15 protein-coding genes are annotated in these 21,181 nt (G+C 63.3%); 10 read left to right on the top strand and 5 right to left on the bottom strand.

The window, feature by feature from the left end:
* The 5 genes from yidC (at nt 1) to ACTAQI_RS16630 (ending at nt 4,742) form a co-directional block, all read left to right on the top strand.
* A complete protein-coding gene (yidC, locus tag ACTAQI_RS16650) occupies nt 1-969 on the top strand; it encodes a membrane protein insertase YidC (RefSeq protein ID WP_457947331.1) in 969 nt (322 codons plus the stop codon).
* Nucleotides 969-1,532, top strand: a complete 564-nt coding sequence (locus ACTAQI_RS16645) for a Jag family protein (RefSeq protein WP_457947329.1) — start codon at nt 969-971, stop codon at nt 1,530-1,532. Before yidC ends, ACTAQI_RS16645 begins: the two co-directional genes overlap by 1 nt.
* Nucleotides 1,533-1,552: 20 nt before the next feature.
* A complete protein-coding gene (rsmG, locus tag ACTAQI_RS16640; protein ID WP_457947327.1) occupies nt 1,553-2,203 on the top strand; it encodes a 16S rRNA (guanine(527)-N(7))-methyltransferase RsmG in 651 nt (216 codons plus the stop codon).
* 89 nt (nt 2,204-2,292) lie between these two features.
* The gene (locus ACTAQI_RS16635; RefSeq protein WP_457947326.1) at nt 2,293-3,375 is read left to right on the top strand and encodes a ParA family protein; all 1,083 of its coding nucleotides are present in this window, start codon (nt 2,293-2,295) and stop codon (nt 3,373-3,375) included.
* A gap of 65 nt (nt 3,376-3,440) precedes the next feature.
* Nucleotides 3,441-4,742 carry a ParB/RepB/Spo0J family partition protein gene (locus ACTAQI_RS16630; protein ID WP_457947325.1) on the top strand — a complete coding sequence of 434 codons (1,302 nt, stop codon included), beginning with the start codon at nt 3,441-3,443 and terminating at the stop codon, nt 4,740-4,742.
* Between the two features lie 4,358 nt (nt 4,743-9,100).
* On the opposite strand, the gene trxA is transcribed toward ACTAQI_RS16630, so the two are convergent.
* The 5 genes from trxA to ACTAQI_RS16605 all read right to left on the bottom strand — a co-directional run bounded on the left by trxA (nt 9,101) and on the right by ACTAQI_RS16605 (nt 15,135).
* The gene (trxA, locus tag ACTAQI_RS16625) at nt 9,101-9,427 is read right to left on the bottom strand and encodes a thioredoxin (protein ID WP_457947323.1); all 327 of its coding nucleotides are present in this window, start codon (nt 9,425-9,427) and stop codon (nt 9,101-9,103) included.
* A gap of 37 nt (nt 9,428-9,464) precedes the next feature.
* Nucleotides 9,465-10,421 (bottom strand): thioredoxin-disulfide reductase, encoded by a 957-nt coding sequence (gene trxB, locus ACTAQI_RS16620; protein ID WP_457951088.1) that lies wholly within the window; start codon nt 10,419-10,421, stop codon nt 9,465-9,467.
* Nucleotides 10,422-10,632: 211 nt separating this feature from the next.
* The gene (locus tag ACTAQI_RS16615) at nt 10,633-12,276 is read right to left on the bottom strand and encodes an ABC transporter substrate-binding protein (protein WP_457947321.1); all 1,644 of its coding nucleotides are present in this window, start codon (nt 12,274-12,276) and stop codon (nt 10,633-10,635) included.
* 164 nt (nt 12,277-12,440) lie between these two features.
* A complete protein-coding gene (gene murJ, locus ACTAQI_RS16610; protein WP_457947320.1) occupies nt 12,441-14,573 on the bottom strand; it encodes a murein biosynthesis integral membrane protein MurJ in 2,133 nt (710 codons plus the stop codon).
* Between the two features lie 61 nt (nt 14,574-14,634).
* Nucleotides 14,635-15,135, bottom strand: coding sequence for an NUDIX hydrolase (locus tag ACTAQI_RS16605; protein ID WP_457951087.1), 501 nt, complete (start codon nt 15,133-15,135; stop codon nt 14,635-14,637).
* 208 nt (nt 15,136-15,343) lie between these two features.
* Between ACTAQI_RS16605 and ACTAQI_RS16600 the strand changes: the two genes are divergently transcribed.
* The 5 genes from ACTAQI_RS16600 to ACTAQI_RS16580 all read left to right on the top strand — a co-directional run bounded on the left by ACTAQI_RS16600 (nt 15,344) and on the right by ACTAQI_RS16580 (nt 21,168).
* The gene (locus ACTAQI_RS16600; RefSeq protein WP_457947318.1) at nt 15,344-16,852 is read left to right on the top strand and encodes a CCA tRNA nucleotidyltransferase; all 1,509 of its coding nucleotides are present in this window, start codon (nt 15,344-15,346) and stop codon (nt 16,850-16,852) included.
* On the top strand, nt 16,849-17,433 hold the full coding sequence (locus tag ACTAQI_RS16595; RefSeq protein ID WP_457947316.1) for a histidine phosphatase family protein: 585 nt from the start codon (nt 16,849-16,851) through the stop codon (nt 17,431-17,433). The genes ACTAQI_RS16600 and ACTAQI_RS16595 overlap by 4 nt, the downstream gene beginning before the upstream one ends.
* A gap of 154 nt (nt 17,434-17,587) precedes the next feature.
* On the top strand, nt 17,588-17,722 hold the full coding sequence (locus ACTAQI_RS16590; RefSeq protein WP_457947314.1) for a hypothetical protein: 135 nt from the start codon (nt 17,588-17,590) through the stop codon (nt 17,720-17,722).
* Between the two features lie 547 nt (nt 17,723-18,269).
* Complete coding sequence (locus ACTAQI_RS16585) at nt 18,270-19,733, top strand: glycosyltransferase family 87 protein (protein WP_457947312.1); 1,464 nt, start codon at nt 18,270-18,272, stop codon at nt 19,731-19,733.
* Entirely contained in the window at nt 19,726-21,168 is a 1,443-nt protein-coding gene (locus tag ACTAQI_RS16580) for a phytoene desaturase family protein (protein WP_457947309.1), read from the top strand. Before ACTAQI_RS16585 ends, ACTAQI_RS16580 begins: the two co-directional genes overlap by 8 nt.
* Nucleotides 21,169-21,181 lie beyond the last annotated feature (13 nt).

The following is a 21,181-nucleotide window of genomic DNA, read 5'->3' as shown; positions in this document are numbered from 1 at the left end:
ATGGACTTCTTTGGAACAATCATGGCCCCGTTCAAGTGGCTGGTTTCCATCATCATGATTGGATTCCACGATGGCCTCAGCGCCATCGGGATGCCCGCCGAGAACGGCTGGACCTGGACTTTGTCCATCATCGGGCTGGTGCTGGTGATCCGTGCCGCCCTGATCCCGGTATTCGTCAAGCAGATCAAGGCCCAGCGCGGCATGCAGCTGCTGCAGCCTGACCTGAAGAAGCTGCAGGACAAGTACAAGGGCAAGACCGACCAACTGTCCCGGCAGGCCATGGCCCAGGAACAGATGGCCATGTACAAGAAGCACGGGACTAACCCGTTCTCGGCGTGCCTGCCCATGCTGATCCAGATGCCCTTCTTCTTTGCACTGTTCCAGGTGCTGTCCGGCATCTCGCAGGCCAAGGACCAGGGCGCCGGCATCGGTGCGATGAGCCACGAGCAGGTGGTGGAGTTCGATGCCTCCAGCATCTTTGGTGCACCGTTGTCCGCCTCGTTGCTTCACGGCGGCGGTGGCAGCCAGATGTCCGTATGGATCCTGTCCATCGTGATGATCCTGGCGATGACGGCCTCGCAGTTCATCACCCAGAAGCAGATCATGGCCAAGAACATGTCTGAAGAAGCCATGGCCAGCCCGTTCATGCGCCAGCAGAAGATGATGCTGTACATCCTGCCCATCGTCTTCGGCGTGGGTGGCATCAACTTCCCCATCGGCGTCCTGATCTACTGGACCACCACCAACCTTTGGACCATGGGCCAGCAGTTCTTCGTCATCCGCCGCATGCCGACGCCGGGATCCCCCGCAGCCAAGGCCCTCGCCGAACGCCGTGCCGCCAAGGGCCTGCCTGCCCTGTCCGTCCTCACCGGCAAGCGCGATGAAGCAGCCGAGGCCGCCGGCTCCTCCGCAGTTGAGATTAAGGCACAGCGTGTCCAGCCCCAGCGCAAGAACAGGAAGAAGAAGTAATGTCAGCCGAGAGCACCGAGCACGCCCTTTCTGAAGAGATCGAAGATCAGGACGAGTCCGTGAGCCAGGATGATTCCTCCGCCAAGGTCTCCGCCGTCAGCCGCCTCGAGGAAGAGGGCGACGTCGCAGCCGATTACCTGGAGGAACTGCTGGATATCGCCGACATTGACGGCGACATCGACATCGAGGTCCGCAACGGCCGGACCTACATTTCCATCGTTGCCGAGGACGAAGCTGAGGGGCTGGAAGGCCTGGTCGGCGAAGACGGTGAGGTCCTTGAAGCCCTTCAGGAGCTCACCCGGCTGGCGGTCCTGTCCGCCACAGAGAACCGCTCCCGCCTTGTCCTGGACATCAACGGCTACCGGCAGGAACGCAGCGGCCACCTGCAGAAGATTGCCGAAGACGCCGCAGCTTCCGTAAAGGAAACCGGCAAGTCGGTGGCACTTGAGCCGATGAGCGCCTACGAACGCAAAATCGTCCACGACGCAGTGGCCGATCTTGGCCTGGTCAGCGAGTCCGAGGGCGAAGGCGCCGGACGCCACATTGTTGTTTCCGCAGACTAGAGAATGCTGACCCAATAGTTATGGTTGACATCACGGCAGCAGAACTCCGCGCTGCTGAGAAGATCTTTGGCGATCGCCTCGAGCTGGCCAAGCGCTATGTGGAGCACTTGGCCACTTCCGGGACGGAACGGGGCCTGATTGGGCCACGGGAGGTTCCAAGGCTGTGGAGCCGCCACGTGCTCAACTGCGCTGTCATCGAAAGCGAGATTGCCCACGGGAGCCATGTGGCCGACGTCGGAAGCGGCGCCGGCCTGCCTGGCCTCTGCCTTGCGATCGCGCGTCCCGACCTTGAGCTGACCCTCATTGAACCCTTGGAGCGCAGGGTGATCTGGCTCCAGGAAGTGGTTGATGACCTGGGTCTGGACAACGTGACGGTGATGCGCACCCGCGCGGAGTTGGCGGTAGGACATGTGGATGCCGACGTGGTGACGGCCCGCGCCGTGTCTGCGATGACCAACCTTGCCGGCCTGACCATCCCGCTGCTGGGTGGGCACGGTGAAGTGGTGGCCATCAAGGGCCGCAGCGCCGGTGAAGAGATCGAAAAGGCGGCCAAGACCATCCGCAAGCTGGGTGGTGTCGAGACCTCGGTGCTGACTGTGGGTGACAACCTCCTGGAGGAGCCAACCACGGTGGTCCGCATCGTGGTGAATAAGTCCCAAAAGAAGTCCTAGCGCGGGCCCGCTGACGGCTGTCAGCAGGCCGGAGCAGTTAGGCTAGACAACGGCAGCAAAATTGGCTGAACGAGAGTGAGTGTGCCCCAGTGACCAGTAGTGAAGCCTCCGCACAACGGATCCCGCCGTTTGTGTCCTTGGGGTCGGCACGTTCTGTCGCTGGGTCAGGACTGGCTGGCACCGCCATGGCTCCCGGCAGGGGCGGTAACCATCCTAAAACGGTTGCCTCGTCTTCTTCCGGGTCGGCAGTTTCACGTGAAACAACCGCAGCTGGTCGTTCCAACGTCATCGACGCCATCGATGACTCAAGTCCAATCGCACGCGAGCTCGCCCATGAGACGAAGCGACGCGAGCGCTTGGTGGGACGAAAGCTTCCGCGCCCTGAAAAGACCCGGATCTTCACCGTGTCCAACCAAAAGGGCGGCGTTGGCAAGACCACCACCACCGTGAATATCGCCGCCGCACTGGCCGCTGCCGGGCTGAACGTCCTGGTTATCGATATCGATCCGCAGGGCAATGCTTCCACCGCACTGGGAATCGAGCACCATGCAGACGTGGACAGCATCTACGACGTCCTGATCAACGATGTACCGCTGGCTGATGTTGTTGCCCCTTGCCCGGACATCGGCAAGCTCATTTGCGCGCCGGCCACGATCCACCTCGCCGGTGCTGAAATTGAACTGGTATCGCTCGTTGCCCGTGAACAGCGGTTGCGGCGCGCTATCGATGTCTACGCGAAGACGCGCGAGAAGAACGGCGAAGAGCGCCTGGACTACGTCTTCATCGACTGCCCGCCCAGCCTGGGCCTGCTGACGGTGAATGCCTTTTGTGCGGCCAATGAAGTGCTGATCCCCATCCAGTGCGAGTACTACGCCTTGGAAGGCCTTAGCCAGCTCCTCAAGAACATTGAGATGATCCAGAAGCACCTTAACGCGGACCTTGTTGTATCCACCATCCTGCTTACTATGTACGACGGCCGCACCAACCTCGCTGCACAGGTAGCCGCGGAGGTACGCCAGCACTTCCCCGAACAGGTACTCTCGGCCGTAGTTCCGCGGTCCGTGCGGATCTCCGAAGCCCCCAGCTACCAGCAGACGGTCATGACGTACGACCCTTCATCGAGTGGTGCGCTGTCCTACTTGGAAGCCGCTGCTGAAATAGCCGAACGCTAGAATCTTCAATACCGAAACGCACGGAGCCAGGCTGGGCCTGGCTCTAACACTGGAGGGATTTACCCATGAGCGAGAAGCGACGGGGCCTAGGCCGCGGTCTTGGCGCGCTGATTCCAAGTTCCGCCGCAGCCAATGGGTCCTCCGGTAACGGCGGTGCGGTTTCCCGGCCTGTGGACCTCTTCTTCCCCGAGGGCCGGAAAAAGACGGAGCCGGCGGAGCAGCCTGCAGCGCCCGTAGCGCCCGCCGCTGCCAGGACCCAGGCCAAGGATTCCGCTGCCGGTGCCGCGCGCCGGTCCTCATCTAAACCCGGAGCTGCAAATTCGGCTGCGGACAAGAGCAGCGATGACGAAAAGAACGCTGCTCCTGCAGCTGCTGCGGCGCCCGAGAAAAAGGCTCCCGCCAGGAAGTCTTCCGTCAACCAGTCTGAGACGGCGGCTGACCCCGCCCCGGCGCCGGAAACGCCTGCTGCTGAAGTTGCAGACAGCAAGGCTGTAGCTTCACCCGCCGACGTGATCCGTCCCGCGGACTCCGGCGTTGAACTCGTGCAGGTTCCGGGGGCCCGCTTCGCGGAGATCCCCGTGGCCGATATTCACCCTAACCGTAAGCAGCCCCGCAGTGTCTTCGACGAAGACGACATGGCAGAGCTGGTCCACTCAGTTCGGGAAATCGGTGTGCTGCAGCCAATCGTGGTGCGCACTTCAACCGAAGACGGTAGCAAACCGTACGAGCTTGTCATGGGTGAACGCCGGTGGCGTGCCGTGCAGGCAGCGGGGCTCGAAACCATCCCTGCAATCGTCCGGGATACAACGGACGACGACCTTCTGCGTGATGCTCTGCTGGAGAACCTTCACCGCAGCCAGCTGAATCCCCTGGAAGAGGCCGCGGCCTACCAGCAGCTCCTGGAGGACTTCGGTACCACCCATGAGCAGCTGGCGGACCGTATCGGCCGTTCACGGCCGCAGGTGTCCAATACACTTCGACTCTTGAAGCTGCCCCCGCTGGTGCAGCGCCGCGTAGCTGCCGGAGTTCTCTCAGCCGGTCACGCCAGGGCACTTCTGTCGCTTCCTGATGCGGCAGCCATGGAACGCCTGGCCCAGAGAATCGTCGCCGAAGGGATGTCTGTTCGTGCAACAGAGGAAGCACTGACCCTCTACCAGGACCCTGCCACCCCAACCAAGAGCAACATTCCGCGCCCCGGCGCAAGGCACGAGCGGCTGGACTACCTGGCTTCGTCGCTTTCAGACCGTCTCGATACCAACGTCAAGATTTCCCTTGGCGTAAGGAAAGGCAAAGTCAGCATCGAGTTTGCCAGCGTTGAGGACCTGAACCGGATCATGGACGTATTGGCTCCCGGTTCCACCAACTGATGCCTGAGGAAAGGCCCGATTCATTGAGAATCGGGCCTTTTTCGTTCTTAGCCCTGTCAGGCGCGCTGGCACTTGCCGTACGTAGCGTACAACCCAGTTTGTCCGGGGTCGTGCCATTGCGAGACGTCCAGAAGGCCCGAGGGCCTGCCTTCAATCGTCTGCGGGCCGGCGCGGCCTCCATTGTGGGTAGTCCTCCCCTGCCATTGTGTAGCCGGATTTGCAGCCGTCCTGCCGGCTGCGGGGGGTATGGCAATTCACTCTGCGTGGCTCCGCAGCATGTTGCACATTATTGGTGCTGGCCTTCCATTGCCGAATACTGGCGGACCGCAGGTTCATTCACCTCGAGTTTCCTCAAGGGTAGAGGGGCACAGTGGAGTGTTTCACGTGAAACTACTGGCTGTCGCCTATGACCCTGCTCATTCTGTCCGGTCCCAGCGTCGCTCCCCCAGAAGGCGGTTCGGTAGAAAGGAAGTGGTGAATGCTCCAGATTCCCCAGCTTCCCCGCCACTTCAGTACACCGGTCACAAGGAAGGCGCGCAGATTCAGCTAGAGTTGCCGTGGCCTCGGATTTCCCTACCCCTACTTGGAGCGGGCGGCCTGTCCATGACCATGCACAGCCAATAGCCAGGTAAGTAGTCCACAAAGATGTCCCATCCGGAGCTCAATTCGGAGATCTGACGCGGTCTTTCAGCCAGGGAGCCGCGGTGGATGGCGGGCGTCGGCAACATAGGTGTGGTCGTCCATGAAGTTAGTCCAGTGCTGTGTACCCGGCGGATGACCAAGTGAGTTCTCGAGGGCGCTAGGAACTCGGTGCAGTGATTCACACTGTCCAGCGACATTCGGTACCGGAAACACGGACTCAAACAGTAGCATGACGGACGCCCCGATCCCGGGTTGACCTCTGGTGCTGTGATGCACTCGAACTAATAGAGGGTAGTCGGGCGTGTTGGCAGCTCGGCGGGCCTGTGGGATCAAGTGGATGCTGGTGGCCGGCTCGCCCGCGTCTGTCGACTCCTACGTGTCCGTACTCTTCAATACGGCGCGGTGCCAGGGCAAGCGCTGCACTGTTTCACGTGAAACACGGGAGACCTCAACCGAGGTTTCCCTACCTGGTTCACGTGAAGCTAGGTCGCAGTAGCCTCCGACGGGTGCAGGAGGAGAAGATTCAGGACTGAACTATCCCTGCTCGCGGGAAGGACGTCATCGGGTCCCGGCTGGTGGCACATGATGCGCGAGATGGTCGATGAGCCTGTCCGCCCTGGAGAGCCAGATTAGGCATGGGGAATCAGATCGTGCCAGCCATTTCGATCCGGCGGGCAGAGACACAGCGAACGCCGTTTCACGTGAAACACCCGCCAATGGAACAGATGGTTTGGCCTTTACCGAAAAACTACTTTGCCCCTAGTGGCAGGCTGCAGGGACGGTCTGATGTTTGCGCTCGGTGTCCATATCAAAGGGCAGTGCCTTCTGCGCAAGCAACTGTGCGTGTTCCTTTATCCTAAAGGACCAATGCTGGCTGATCCACTTCTGACACCGCAAAATGCCGACCGCTGCGACCATGCGTACGATCCCGCCGGCGCAGGGTGAACATCGCTGGTCGAGGTGCAGGATCGGAGTCAGAGCTTGTGTGTGGCGTCGGTGTCGGTACCGCAGGCTTCCGACTGTACAGATGGCAGGTCCTCTCCCAGAACCTGCTTGGATATGAGGACTAGAGGCGCCCATGACTCAAAAGGAGAACATGTGCGGCTATGCATCCCTTCATGGGGCCGAGTCGGCCTCACCGCACCTCTTCGCGGATTACAGCCACTACTGCTGCCTGGAGCGATCCGGTCAGGCGCGGTGTGTAGTCGGAATGGGAAAAGTAGCAGATCACCCCCGAGTACTCATGGCGGGATAGTTACCGGGCCTACTGCGAACCGGGCGCTTAGGTCGGTCCGCCCGCGAGACTTTCACGGTGGTAACAGGCTAGGGTAGGACGAATAGCCGACGGCACAGCAGTGAGACTCGCGTTGTCCCCGGCGCAGCCGCGGCGGTGGATATCCCTGTGGATAACTTTGGGGACAATTGTGGGTGATCAGGGTGCCGAAGTGAGATATGGAATCTGCCCACTCATGCCAAGTCCAGCACGAGGCCCTCTCCGATCCAGTGTCCCGCGCGCGGACCGTCTTCCTGTTTCACGTGAAACGTACGCTGCGGTCGGCGGGAGTGCCTGCGCTGCATATACATCCGCCGATTTTGGGTGATCAGACGGCGGCAAAGGCAGTGGCACCAGGCGAGAAGCGCAACCTTCAAAGCGACATGGCCGTAGAGGGACAGATGCTCTCCAGCCCAGCCCTTCCGAACGAAGAGCTCCCTACCCGGAGGCGACAGCTGAGATGGGTCTCAGTCCTGTGGATAAGGATGTGGAGAAAAGTCGAGGCTGCTGTGGATAAAGCTGTGGACAAGGCCTCGCCTAAACGGCATCCGCCTGCCCTCGCGGTTCAGCCGGAGTAAGCGAAGAGCCCATGATCTTTGCCGCGGAGTCCATCGCTCCCTCGGTGCCTGGGGTGGGTGCGGTATTCGTCGGCTCGAGGGGCTCGAGCGGCTCGAGCAGCTGGAGTAGCGCGGTCCGCGCTCCGGGTCCCCTGCTGGGGACGCTCCCGAAGGGCCTCGTCCCCCCGGGCCGGCAGGAAGGGCGAAATCCAGCTGCGCGGTTCCCGAGCGGCTCTCCCCCTACCCGCACTAACTTCCCTTTAGCTCATGTGCGGCCTCGTTACTCGTCCGGGCTTTTGTGCTGCGGTAAATGTTGGGCCGGTGCCCCCGGCCTGAGGGTGCCGATCAGACAGAGCGACTCCTCTCCAGTTCTTGTTTGGCCGTCAGGGTGCTGCCCCCATCAATTCGCCCGCCGTCGGATAGTAGTTGTCGTGAGAGAGGCCAGGCAGGGTGTCTAGGACTGTGGCTCCGACTCCGCGTCGTCCGTGGGGTCGTGACTTTCGGCCAGTGTGTTTCACGTGAAACAGCAAATCTGCGTGGCGCGTTTCACGTGAAACGTGGCGGGTGTAGGGTGTCTGCTTCGAAGAACGATACCCAAGCAGCGACGGGCGCGACAGGGTCTGGTCTCTTGCGCGTGGTCCCGAAGAGTCCCAGCAGTTCGAAGGTTTGATGGTTCCGGCTGATGCGCTTTCCAGCTGATGCCTTCCTCAGACAAATACTCGGTTCGAGCCTCCGGCGTTCGGACGATGAGACCGATGGTGAGCCGCGGCTATTCGGCCTGCGTGAAGTGCGGCCATGCCCCTTGCCTCGGAGTTTCTACTTCCGCTCGGGCCAGCGGTGTAGACGCGCCGTCCGGGGAAGGGTTACTTCTCGTGCGCTTTCGGCTTGGGCTGGACTTTGAGATGGGCACGGTAGGGTTCTTTGGGTCGGCGGCGATGAGGGGCTGGTAATACCCTTAGACGCGTCATAGCCGACCCAGGCACTTGCTGATCGAAGAAAGCCCCTCCTCCGGCGGCCGGCTGGCGGGATGGGCGTGCGGCGTACGAGTCAGTGGTTTCCTGTTCGTGTGGCTAAAGCTGGGCTGTGGAGAAGCTACGCGGCGCGATGTAACTGCCCACGGCATAATGCATGCTGATGCCACCGATTAGGGTGAAGTGCTGGTAGTGGGTACGGTCTGTGGAAAGTTCAGAAGCGTACGACAGCACCCGCGCCACTGTCACCGTCTCTCCGACATGATTGCGCGCGGGACGGGCAGTTGGGCCAGGGGTTGGATCGGCCGGATATTTTGGAGATGCGTATTCGCTGGGCCAGACGGCCGGCGCCTGAACGCCATGAAGCTCTTGGACCGTTAAGCTGCTGTTTGGGCCCGCGCTGGCTGTGTTTCACGTGAAACGAACGCCCAGTCGTAACGAGCGAGGGAAGGGCCCCAAGGCGTTCATTGTATTAAGACGGATACGAAAGGCCGGACCTACCTTTTGCTCCGGGCGCGCTGCGGCCTGGCCCGCAACAGGAGCCGATATGCCGGCTTGACGTTACTTCCGTCCAAGAGCGGCATCGTGCTCCACTTTCCCAAGTATCCCCAGAGCTGGGCGTAGCGCAATGGATATTCTTTACGTCCTTGCGCGGAACGCGCCAAGTGAAGAGAAGAGACATCATGGATGGCGGGGGTGGCCGCGCGGCCTTCGTGTTTCACGTGAAACACCATCCATAAAGAAGCAGCAAGTCGTGCATGCTAACGGCGGCGTACGACTAGCTGCCCCAGCGATTCCCTCCCCCATCAACGAGTAGGCCAAGCTGCAAACAAACAAAAAGTGGCCACCGCCCTCCGGCGATGGCCACCCCTCAATTCTGGTCCTGCACTAAGTCCCCCGCAGGGCCACATAGCCTCAGGAAAGAACGTCCGCGAATTCCTTCTCGAAGAACTGCTTCGGCTTCGCGCCGATAACAGTGCTCTTCACTTCGCCGCCCTGGAAGAGGTAGACAGCGGGAATGGAGGTGATTCCGTACTGGGCGGCGATGGACGGGTTGTCATCCACATTGACCTTGACGACGTCCACCTTGTCACCATATTCCACCGAAATCTCGTCCAGGATGGGACCGAGCTTACGGCAAGGGCCGCACCATTCGGCCCAGAAGTCAACGATTACCGGCTTCTCAGCGGACAGGACATCGCTTCCGAAACTTGCGTCAGTTACATCTTTAGCGTTACTCATAACCCTTATCTTTCTCTTCGAATATCAGTGGCGCAGATTATCCCGGCAGGTCTGCCAGGTAGTGTTCAACGTCAATAGCCGCCACACACCCCGAACCAGAGGCAGTGATGGCCTGACGGTAGGTGGGATCCACAACGTCACCGGCAGCAAAAACCCCTGGAACGCTGGTCCGCGAGCTCCGCCCCTCCACGGCGATGGTTCCTTCCGGTGTCAGCTCCAGGACGTCCTTGACGAGGTCCGTGCGCGGATCATTTCCGATCGCGACGAATACACCCGTAACAGCAAGATCAGAAAGCGACCCATCCAACAGGTTCTTCAACCGAAGACCGGTCACTTTATCCGCTCCCAGAACGTCGTCCACGGTGCTGTTCCACACAAAGTTGATCTTTTGGTGGGCAAGTGCGCGGTCGGCCATGATCTTGGAAGCCTTCAGCGAGTCACGGCGGTGAACCACCGTTACCGATTTCGCAAACTTGGTGAGGAACAGGGCCTCTTCCATCGCGGAGTCACCGCCACCGATGACGGCAATGTCCTGGTCCTTGAAAAAGAAACCGTCGCAGGTTGCGCACCAGCTGACACCGTGGCCTGAGAGCCGCTTCTCATTGGGCAAACCCAGTTCCCGGTAGGCAGAGCCCGTGGAGAGTATGACTGCCTTTGCCTTGAAGGTCTCCCCCGTGGCGATGGTGACCGTCTTGACAGGACCCTCAAGCGCCAGCGCGGTTACATCCTCGAACTGGATCTCGGTCCCGAAGCGGGCAGCCTGCTTCTCGAAGTTCTCCATCAGGTCCGGTCCCATAATGCCCTCGGGAAAGCCGGGATAGTTTTCCACGTCGGTGGTGTTCATCAATTCGCCACCGGCGGTCACGGAACCGGCCAGCAGCAGGGGCTTGAGGTTCGCCCTGGCTGTGTAGACGGCCGCCGTATAGCCCGCCGGGCCTGAGCCCACAATAATGACGTCGCGAACGTCCGACGCCGTCTTCTCTTCGTTGGTCACTGGACCGTGAACCTCTTCCTTGTTCGACTCGCCTCCCGCGGAGGCCGGCCACATGGCACAACTGTGTCTGCGTGCTGAATATTCCAGCGCCTGGACAACGTGAGCCATCGCGGAAGGCAGAGGTCGAGCCGTCGCAGGGCGCCCTTCCAAGACTACATTCCTGGTGCTGCAAGCCCGGAAAGCAGCAGCGGAGCGTGAAGTCGAAAAGGCGCTACTGCACCTTGATTTCAGCGAGGCGGAGACCGTAGCCGTACCGGGTCTTGGGCGCCGCAAGCTTGGGGAGTGAATTGATGGAAACAATCACGTACTGCGCCTGGACGGGTTCCGGGAGGGGCATGTTCAGGTCAGTGGAGGTGAAGCTGTTGGTTCCCACTGCCTTGGCGCCGTCTATTGAAGGCCGGTCGTTGGTGTAGACGGTGATGTTGCCGCCCGATCCCCCGAGCTGGGAGAGCGTGATGGAAGAGATGGTGGCAGTGCCCTTTAGCTTCACAACGAGCGGTACGCCCTGGGGGGCCAGACCGCCCCAGTTTTCCGTTGCGAACTCCATGTCGGACCAGTAGCTGGCGGCGTTGCCGTCGTAGGCCTTGATCAGATCGCCATCGAACGTGGCGGCGAAGTCGAAGTTCCCCTGCCGGCTGACACTTTCGATGGCCGGCGGAACCACTGGGGGTGCCGACGGCGCTGCCTGCGTTGCCGGCGCGGAGTTCTGCGGAGCGCTGCTGGTTACCGGAGCGGCCGTCGGCTTGGCCTGCGGGTCTGACGTGAAGAGGCTTCCGAGGTTTGTGACGGCGAAAATCAGGCCGGCGATCAGGACTACAGCGAGGAGTCCGCCAACCAACCAGCGCATGGACCGGGGCTGATTGTCCGACTCGTCGCGGTCATCGTCGTAGTCGTCCCGGTCAGCAAACGAGACACCTGCGGCAGCGGGTGCTGCCGCGCGGGCAAAGAGCGCTGATTTGCTCTTGATGGGGCGAGGCTCCTGCGGGGCCTCCTCGGTATCCCCGTACCGGTCCCCATAGTGCTCCTGCTCCCCCGTCTGGGAGTAGTCGTCGTTGGACCAGAGCGACACCTTCGGCTTGCGTTCCTCGACCGACGACTGGGCCTCAGTGGGGGTGTTGCCGGCAGCAGCTGTATCGTTCGGGCCTGTGTCCGCTTCCGCAGAGACTGCGCGTCCCGACCCAGTTGCGGTGTTGTGGGGTACCGGCTGGGCGGCAGTGGCATCCGGGTCAACGCGGGAGGCACCCGCCCCCATTTTTGAAGCGGCCGCGGCGGCACCAGCGCCGGCGGCACTGGCAGCGCCTGCAACGGCAGCCCCGGTGCGGCCCGCTGATGAGGGCTGCTGGGCGGCGGGGCGCACGGGAGGCCTGGACGGAACGGCCGGTGCCGAACGGTTCGGGTCAACCTGGCTGGGGTGCGAATCGGCGTAGCTGATGTAGCCGGCCTCGACGTGGTCTTCTTCGTCGTACGGCTCGGGCTCGTGCGACCGCGCCTGACCGAAAATTTCACTGCCCAGGGTGTCCGTGAAGAACGGCTCCACATACGGCGGGTTGGGGGCCACCACCAGGTCCAGAAGATCGGCGGCGGAAGTGTGGTTGGTAATGAGGTAGGTGGCATCCTCGGTGACGCCAAGGTCCAGGACCTGCACCGTACCAGGACGTTCGCCCGTGGCCACTTCGCGGGCGCTCTGCGCAACCTGTTCGGTGTTCTCCGGTCCGGCAACCAGGATACTGACGGGGCGGTTCAGGACCTGGTCCACACCGTCCAGCACCAGATCGTGGTCGTGCGAGGCCAACACTGTGGCGGTGACCTTATAGCGGCCGCCCAGTACTGATCCGACATCGATCGGGTTGGACACGTGTTCCTCCTAGACTGTCCGGGATTGCCGGCCTCAATGACGCAACCGCCCTTCAGGTGCCCGCGCACGGCCAACCCTGAATGCAACTACCCCTGTACCTGTTCGATCCTAGCCGATCCGCTCCGGACGGCCGCGGAGAAGACGGCCGCCGGAGCGCATGGGAGTCACTTTTTGCGCTTGCGCCGGGTGCTGAAGAACGGGTTCTCGCCGGCCTTTCCCTGGTAGGTCCGGCGGCCGGGAAGCGGAATCTGTTCACTGAGCAGGCCGCCCCGAGCGGTGCTCGGCTGGTCCTCTCCCGGCAGGTAGGCGCCTTCGGCACCCTGCCGCGCACCGTCGTCGTACGTTTCGGGACGCCGGGCACCGCGCTCCGGGTCCGGGCCCGCACGGAACGAGACGGCGTCGAATTCGCCGGAAATCCGGGGAATGAGGCCGGTGTCCACGGACGTGGTGGCCCGCTCCGGACGGTGCCCGCGCTCAGAGTCGGCGGGAGGGGACGACGGCGCGTCCCCGGCTTCCGGAGCAGGGGCCTGGCCGCCGCGGCCAAGGCGTCCCAGCAGGGGCCGGAGCATGTCGCTGAGCTCAGAGACGCGGAACAAGCGGAGGAGAAGGAAGTAGACGGCCAACATGACAGGCCCAACGACCGCAAGCGTCACGAGCGCCTGCAGGCGCCCGCTCCATGCGAAACCGTCAGGGTTATAGCTGCCCATCAGCCACAGGGCGCCGGCGCCGGCGATGGCAGAGCCCAGGGCTGCGTACCCCATCCGGATGTACGAGTTGGCGATCCGCGCGCCATCCAGGTGTCCCAGCATGCGGCGCAGGAAGAATGCGCTGATGACCACCGAAAGGATGTTGCCTACCATATAGAGGACGGCGATGGCGTAGATGATCCGGTCCACGGGCAGGAACTGGATGGCGAATGCGCCTGCCACGTAGACCACGGCCAGGAGCAGCTGCACGTAGAACGGGGTGCGTGCGTCCTCGTTGGCGTAGAACACCCGGGACATCATGAAGTTGGCACTCATGAACGGGGTACTGAGGGCCAGGATGGTCAACGTCTGGGCCAGCATGACACCGTCCTGGCGCAGGCCGCCGGAGAAGAACATGCCCAGCGGACCGGCCAGGGCAAAGAGTGCCAGCGCGCCGAAGACGGTGGCCACTGCCATGGTCCGAAGGCCGTGTGACAGCGCATCCCGGAGTTCGGCCCGGTTGCCCTCCTGGGAGGCCCGGGTCATGCGGTTGAACAGCACGGTGGCCAGTGACAGGGCGATGATCGAGTGCGGCAGCAGGTACAGCTGGCTGGCCACCTCGAGGACGGCGTTGCCGGGCAGCATTTCCGCGGCGGGATCGCCCGCCTGCTTGAGCCGGATGCGTTCCGCGCCTGGGATGGTGGCGATGCGCATGACATACAGGAAGGCCAGTTGGCCGACGGCGGCCGTCAGGAGCGTCCACACGCTCAGCTTGGCTGCGTGGCCCAGCCCCACGCCCCGCCAGCCGAAGCGCGGCCGGAGTCCCAGCTTCAGCCGGAAGACCGGCACCAGCAGGATGGCCGTCTGCGACAGCACGCCGATGGTGGAGAACCCGGCCACCAGCAGCGTCTGCGTGGAGCCCCAGTTGTCCAGCGTATGCGGACTGAACTCGTTGGTGCCGAAAATCCAGATGAACATGCCCAGGCCCGCGATGGCCACCAGGTTGTTCAGGATGGGTGCCCACATGGCGGGGCCGAACGCGCCGTTGGCGTTGAGGACCTGGGTGAGCAGGGCGTAGAGGCCGTAGAAGAAGATCTGCGGCAGGCACCAGAACGCGAACGCCACTGCCAGCGCCTTCTGCTGCGGTGAGTAGCCCTGGGTGGTCAGCTCAATGACTCCCGGCGCTGCCAGGGTGACCAGTGCCGTCAGGCCGAACAGGAGCAGGACAGCCAGCGTCAGCAGCCGGCTGATGTAGTCCGCTCCCCTGTCCGGGGCTTTGCTGGCCTTGATGATCTGCGGGACCAGCACGGCATTGAACACGCCGCCGGCCACCAGGAGGAAGATCAGGTTGGGCAGGTTGTTGGCGTTGATGAACGTGTCATTGACCGTTGAGCCGAGGCCCAGGGCGGTGCCGAGCATCCAGGTCTTGCCGAAGCCCAGGAAACGTGAAACGAGGGTCCCGGCAGCCATGATGGCGCTGGAACGGGTCTCGCTGACGCCTGCTGCTGCGGGCTCCGCAAGGTCCGGGGCCGCCGGCTCAGGGGGCACGCCGTCGGGCGTGGCGTCATCGGGCCGGCCGGACCGGTCGGAAGGAAAGTTGGTAGCTGACATCGACTTTATCGTCTCACCCGCGGGCACTTAACACCGCAATGGCCGACGGCGGCGTCCGGGCTTAAAGGTGTCCGGGCAGGACCTCACGGGCGAGGTCGGCGATGCGGCGTTCGTTGGGGAAGGACAGCTTCCGGGCGAGTTCCTGGATGGGCACCCACGCCACATCCACGGCTTCCTGGTCGGGATCGTTCTCGATGGTGAGCTCGCCGCCCGTGGCGCGCAGGAGGTAGTGGTGCACGGTCTTGTGGACCCGGTGGCCGCTGACGGTGAACCAGTAATCGATGCTGCCCAGAGGTGCCAGGATGGCGCCCTCAATGCCGGTTTCCTCGGCAATTTCCCGGACCGCTGCCTCTTCGTTGTTTTCCTTGCCCTCCGGATGGCCCTTGGGAAGGCACCACTCGAGGCGTCCGCCGCGGTTGAGGCGGGCGATAATTGCCACCCTCAATTCGGCGTCGGACGTGTCCACTACAACGCCGCCGGCCGATACTTCCTCAACCGTGGGCAGCGATGCCGGTGCCGATTGCTGGGCAGGGGCAACGTGCGCACCGATTGCCGACGGCAATGGTGCGTTTGTCCTCCTGCCTGGAGCGCTCGGTACTGGATGGGCCATGGAGTCCACTCTAACGACTGTTGCCCTCCCGTGATGACCGGAACATGACACCAACATGGACGGGATATGACGGACTTTCCGGAGGAGAACGCCAATCAGGGCGGATCGTGACGCTTTTTTGGACTGCCAAGGCGCTGGTTTCTGCCAAGCTTAAGGAACTATGTCGTACGCACATCACAAGATTGATTCCCACCCTGTCGACTTCAAGGTGCCCCCGGTGGTCCTGGAGCTCGGGCAGCGCTTCGTGGACGCCGGCCACGAGCTGTCCCTGGTGGGCGGTCCGGTGCGCGACCTGTTCCTGGGCCGGACCTCCCCCGACCTTGACTTCACCACTGACGCCACCCCGGACCAGACCGTGGCACTGATCAAAAAGTGGGCCGACAACTTTTGGGAGATTGGCCGGGCCTTCGGCACCATCGGCATGCGCAAGGCCGGTTTCCAGATTGAGATCACCACCTACCGGGCAGAGGCCTACGACCCCGATTCCCGCAAACCCGTGGTGGCGTTCGGCTCCTCCCTGACCGATGACCTGCTGCGCCGCGACTTCACTATTAACGCCATGGCGCTGAAACTGCCCTCCATGGAGCTGGTGGACCCCTTCGGCGGTGTGCGGGACCTCCACGCCTCCGTGCTGGCGACGCCCGGCGCGCCGGAAGCATCCTTCTCCGATGACCCCCTGCGGATGATGCGCGCTGCCCGGTTCGCCGCCCAACTGGGAGTCTCGGTCTCCGACGACGTCCGGGATGCCATGACGGGCATGGCTGACCGGATCAAGATCATTTCCGCGGAGCGGGTGCGGGACGAACTGGTCAAGCTGGTCTGCGGGGCCGCGCCGCGGACAGGCATTGATCTTCTGGTGGATACCGGGCTGGCCGAGCACGTGCTGCCCGAAGTCTCCGCCCTCCGCCTCGAGTCCGACGAGCACCACCGGCACAAGGACGTCTACCAGCACTCCCTCCAGGTCCTGGAACAGGCGGCCGGGCTAGAGACGGACGCGGAGGGAGCAGTGCCCGGGCCGGACTTCGTGCTGCGCTTTGCAGCATTGATGCACGACGTCGGGAAGCCGGCTACGCGCCGCTTCGAACCGGGCGGGGCGGTGAGCTTCCGCCACCACGACATGGTGGGTGCCAAGCTCACCAGCAAACGGATGAAGGCTTTGCGGTTCGATAACGACACCATCAAGGCCGTGGCGCGGCTGGTGGAGCTCCATATGCGTTTTTATGGCTACGGCGACGCAGGCTGGAGCGACTCCGCCGTCCGGCGCTACGTTACGGACGCCGGGCCGCTGCTGGAACGGCTGCACCGGCTGACCCGCTCCGACGTCACCACCAGGAACCAGCGGAAGGCCGAACGCCTGGCCTTCGCCTACGACGACCTGGAAACACGGATCGCCGCACTCCGCGAACAGGAGTCCCTGGACGCGGTGCGCCCGGACCTGGACGGTGCCCGGATCATGGACCTTCTGGGACTCAAGCCCGGGCCCGTGGTGGGCCGAGCCTACAAATTCCTCCTGAATGAACGGATGGAACACGGACCGTTGCCCACCGAAGAAGCGGAGGCGCGCCTGCTCCGTTGGTGGGCCGAACAGCCTGAATCAGCACCTGCCGGACCCGGGGCTGAAGCCTCTCCCGCCGTCGTCGAACCTTCACCCGTTGAGGAGTCCAAGTGACCAGTCCCGCCCTTGCCCCGCGCCCCCAGCTCTGGATCCTCCGTCACGGTGAGACTGAGTGGTCCAAAAGTGGGCAGTACACCGGCCTTACCGATCTCCCCCTGACCGTGGAAGGTGAGCAGCAGGCCGTGGAGGCCCGCAAGGTGCTGGACGGTGTCGACTTTGACCTGGTGCTCACCTCGCCGCTGCGGCGCGCCCGGCGGACAGCCGAACTCGCCGGCTTCCCCGATGCCCGGCACGAGCCGCTCGCCGTCGAATGGAACTACGGCGACTATGAAGGCATCAGCTCGGACCTGATCCGCAAGGACAATCCCGACTACCTGATCTGGACCCACGGCGTGCCCAACGGGGAGACACTCGACGAGGTGGCCGCCAGGGCGGACAAGATCATCGGCCGGATCCTGGAATCCGGGATGGACAACGTGCTGATCGTGGCGCACGGACACTTCTCCCGTATCCTCACGGCGCGCTGGCTGGAATTGCCCCCCACGGAAGGCCGGCATTTCATTCTTGGCACGGCGAAAGTCTGCACGCTTGGTTGGGATAAAAAGACTCCAGCTATTGTGCGCTGGGGCCTCTAAACCATCCTTTTCACAAAGTTTTCCTCTTTCTCCGGCAAATGCTGGCTATTTGCAGAATCCTGCGGTACTTTTATTCCTGGCCCCATGGTGATCTGCCAGGGTCTTAGACCGCATCGCAACCACGCAGCGGACAGCAGAAAAGGAGGTTGGGATAATGATGACTTTGACTGGCGAATGGAACGCCCCCATCAATGCGTTCCCGGCCTTTGCTGATTCCGCACGCGTTGCCCCGGTCAACCCCGGCACCCGGCGGCCTATGGCCTTCCCGGGCTTGCTGCGACGCCGCTAGTCAGCGCCAGCTTCCCGGTCGGGGCCGCCGCTAAAGGCTTCCGCCCGGGTTCCTGTTACGGCCGGACTGCCGTGGTTCTGCCCACTCCGCGGAACAGCCGCTGATGTAGCCCCCGCTTTGCCTCCGAAGAGTCTTCTCTTCGGAGAACTTCGCGTCCGGCTTTCGCGGTTCCTCAGCCATAGCCCACACGTCCATCCGGCGTCGCTTGTAATTGTGCCTTTCGCATAATTCCCCCTGATTCCTTTGCGGAATTTCTGCGCCTTATTTACGTGCTTTTGCGCGCCAATAAGCGGCGCCGATTTGTCGCGCCCTTTTCGGTGCCTGAATATCAAAGAAAGGAGGTGGTTCCCTTGATGCAAAGAATCTTGAGACTCCTGTCCCGGCCACTGCAGCGCCGCAGTTCCCTGAACACCGACCTGTTGGAACAGCATCGGAACGACGTGTTCGTGCTCATGCACCAACAGCTGGGCGGCTTGCGCTGACAGCCGGACCCCAACCCTGTGGGACATCGATCCCCCGGGAAGGGGCCGCCTGTAAGCTCGATCCCATGCACGAGACCCTGCCGCCGGAGGATGGACGACGGCCCCGCATCGTGGTGCCCAGCCGCAGTGATGCCCTGCTGCGGAATTTCACCGAGGTGATCGGCGGCCCACTGGGGACCCGGACCGAACCCGGCGTGGTCACCCCGGGCATCTTCGCTGTGGAGCGGGTGCTCATTGTCCTCACGGCGCTGGCAGCCCTGCTGGGGATCCTGCTGAAGGGTTACTGCAGGGTCAACGGGTGGGAGACGCCTTCACAGTTTTATGCCACCTGCTACTCGGACTTCCCGGAGCTGTTCCGCAACCGCGGCCTGGCGGCGGGCATCTTTCCCATCCTGGGCAGCGGCAGCCAGTTCGAATACCCGGTGCTCATCGGGTTGATCGCGGGGCTGACCGCCTGGCTGGTGCCTGGCGGAGACGCCAGCGCCCGGGCGCTGGCCTACTTCGATATCAGTGCCGTGTTGTTGGCAGCGGTGGCCATGATTACCGTGCTGGTGACTGCCCGCATGCCCGGCCGCCGCCCCTGGGACGCCGCCATGGTGGCGGTGGCCCCTGGCATCGTGCTGGCCGGGACCATCAACTGGGACCTCTGGGCTGCGTGCCTGCTTGCCCTGGGCATGTACTTTTTCGCCCGCCAGCGCCTTGTTCCTGCCGGTGTCCTGATTGGCCTGGCTACAGCCACCAAGTTGTATCCGCTGCTGGTGCTGGGGGCCATCCTGCTGCTTGCTGTACGGACGGGAAGATGGCGCCCGCTGCTGGTGACCGCCGGCAGCGCGGCGGCCGCGTGGCTGGTGGTCAATCTGCCATTCGCTGTGGCCAACTTTTCCGGGTGGGCCTATTTCTTCCAGTACAGTGCCGACCGGGGTGCCGGGTACAGCTCAGCCTGGTTCGCCTACAACCTTGTGGCGAACAGGCTGGGCTGGTCCGGGCTGGGTGCCGAAGGCGTCAGCGTCCTGTCCGCGGGACTCTTTGTGGTGGCCTGCGCCGGCGTTGCCGCTGTTGCCTTGACTGCCCGCCGCCGCCCCCGCCTGGCGCAACTCGCCTTCCTGATCGTGGCGGCCTTCATCCTGACCAGCAAGGTCTATTCGCCGCAGTACGTGGTGTGGCTCATTCCGCTGCTGGCGCTGGCCAGGCCGCGGTGGCGCGACTTCCTGGTGTGGCAGGGTATCGAAGCCCTGCATTGGGCCGCGATCTGGATGTACCTTGGTCAGGTGACCAGCGCAGGTTCCTCCCAGCACAACCTGGACATGCCCTATTACGTCCTCGCCGTCGTCGCGCACATGGCCGCGGTGGCCTACCTCATGGCGCGCGTCGTCTGGGATATCTACGACCCCACGTATGACCCCATCCGCCGCCACCATCTTGATGATCCCCACGGCGGCCCTTTCGCCAACGCACCGGACCGGTTCCGGCTGAACACGCGGCGTCCCGTGGCGTCACTCCTTCCTTCGAAAGCAAGGTCCCATGCCTGATGTCGCGGTAGTAGGCGCCGGTCCCAACGGACTCTCGGCGGCAGCGGTCATGGCACGGGCCGGGCTGGCAGTGGAGGTCTTCGAGGCGGCAGCCACAATAGGCGGTGGAACCCGGACCACAGAGCTGATGCAGCCCGGCCACTTCCACGACGTCTGCTCCGCGGTGCACCCCATGGCCGTTGCCTCCCCTTTCTTCCGTGCCTTCGAGCTGTCCCGGCGGGTGGACCTCGTCACCCCGGAGGTGTCCTTCGGCTCGCCGCTGGACGGCGGCCGGGCAGCGCTGGCCTACAAATCGCTGGACAGGACGGCGGCGGAATTGGGCCAGGACGGCCCCGCGTACCGGCGGCTTATGGAACCGCTGGTCCGGCATATCGACGACGTCATGGACTTTACGCAGAACCAGCTCCTCCGTATTCCCCGGAACCCGTTGATGGCCGCGCTTTATGGGCTGCGGACCCTGGAACAGGGGACCGGATTGTGGAACGCAAGGTTCCGGGAAGAGCTTGCGCCGGCCCTCCTCAGCGGTGTGGCCGCCCACGCCATCTCCCATCTGCCCTCCCTCGCGGCCTCAGGAGCAGGGCTCATGCTCGGAGCCCTGGGGCATGCCGGCGGATGGCCCATCCCCCGCGGCGGCTCCGCATCAATCGCGGCGGCGCTTGCAGATGACATCCGGGCCCACGGCGGCGTCATCCACACCGGGACCCCGATCGACCGGCTGGAGCAGCTTCCCGCTGTCCGTGCCACCCTGCTGGATGTAGCTCCCCGGGGGCTGGTGGACATGGCAGGGAGTGCTCTTCCAACCCACTACCGGCGGGCGCTGGAGCGCTTCCGCTACGGCAACGGTTCCTGCAAGGTGGACTTCATCCTGTCCGGCCCGGTGCCGTGGCAGGCCGCCGGGCTTTCCGACGCCGGCACGGTGCACGTGGGCGGCACACGGGCGGAACTGGCGCGTTCGGAAAACGAAGTCAGTGCCGGACGCCATCCCGAACGGCCGTACGTGCTCGTGGCCCAGCCCTCCCGCTTCGATCCGGGCCGCGCTCCGGCGGGCCGGCACACGCTGTGGACCTACTGCCATGTTCCCGCCGGCTCAACAAAGGACATGACCAGCCAAGTGGTGGCGCAGCTGGAGAGGTTCGCGCCGGGGTTCCGCGATCTGGTGGTGGAATCGCACGTCATCACCGCAGCAGAGTTGGCTGAGTACAACCGCAATTACATCGGGGGTGATTTCAGCGCCGGCGTGATGGACGTCCGCGGGCTCATCCAGAAGCCGGTGGTATCCCCCGTCCCATGGCGGACGCCGCTGCTGGGTGTCTACCTTTGTTCGTCGTCGACGCCGCCGGGACCAGGGGTCACGGGCATGCCCGGGATGCACGCGGCAAAGTACGCCCTGCAGGACGTCTTCAAGCTGCCGGTTCCGGACCTGGGGCTTTCCTAGGTTCCCAGGCCAG

The sequence above is a fragment of the Pseudarthrobacter sp. alpha12b genome (assembly GCF_054130495.1).
Note: the sequence above shows the minus strand (reverse complement) of the source record. Positions and strands in the feature narration are given on the sequence as shown.

Excerpts from the sequence above, each read along its gene's own strand:
- ACTAQI_RS16645 (WP_457947329.1), top strand. The coding sequence starts at position 969 with ATGTCAGCCGAGAGCACCGAGCACGCCCTTTCTGAAGAGATCGAAGAT.
- ACTAQI_RS16630 (WP_457947325.1), top strand. The coding sequence starts at position 3,441 with ATGAGCGAGAAGCGACGGGGCCTAGGCCGCGGTCTTGGCGCGCTGATT.
- ACTAQI_RS16580 (WP_457947309.1), top strand. The coding sequence starts at position 19,726 with ATGCCTGATGTCGCGGTAGTAGGCGCCGGTCCCAACGGACTCTCGGCG.
- ACTAQI_RS16590 (WP_457947314.1), top strand. The coding sequence starts at position 17,588 with ATGATGACTTTGACTGGCGAATGGAACGCCCCCATCAATGCGTTCCCG.
- yidC (WP_457947331.1), top strand. The coding sequence starts at position 1 with ATGGACTTCTTTGGAACAATCATGGCCCCGTTCAAGTGGCTGGTTTCC.
- rsmG (WP_457947327.1), top strand. The coding sequence starts at position 1,553 with ATGGTTGACATCACGGCAGCAGAACTCCGCGCTGCTGAGAAGATCTTT.
- murJ (WP_457947320.1), bottom strand. The coding sequence starts at position 14,573 with ATGTCAGCTACCAACTTTCCTTCCGACCGGTCCGGCCGGCCCGATGAC.
- ACTAQI_RS16600 (WP_457947318.1), top strand. The coding sequence starts at position 15,344 with ATGTCGTACGCACATCACAAGATTGATTCCCACCCTGTCGACTTCAAG.
- ACTAQI_RS16585 (WP_457947312.1), top strand. The coding sequence starts at position 18,270 with ATGCACGAGACCCTGCCGCCGGAGGATGGACGACGGCCCCGCATCGTG.
- trxA (WP_457947323.1), bottom strand. The coding sequence starts at position 9,427 with ATGAGTAACGCTAAAGATGTAACTGACGCAAGTTTCGGAAGCGATGTC.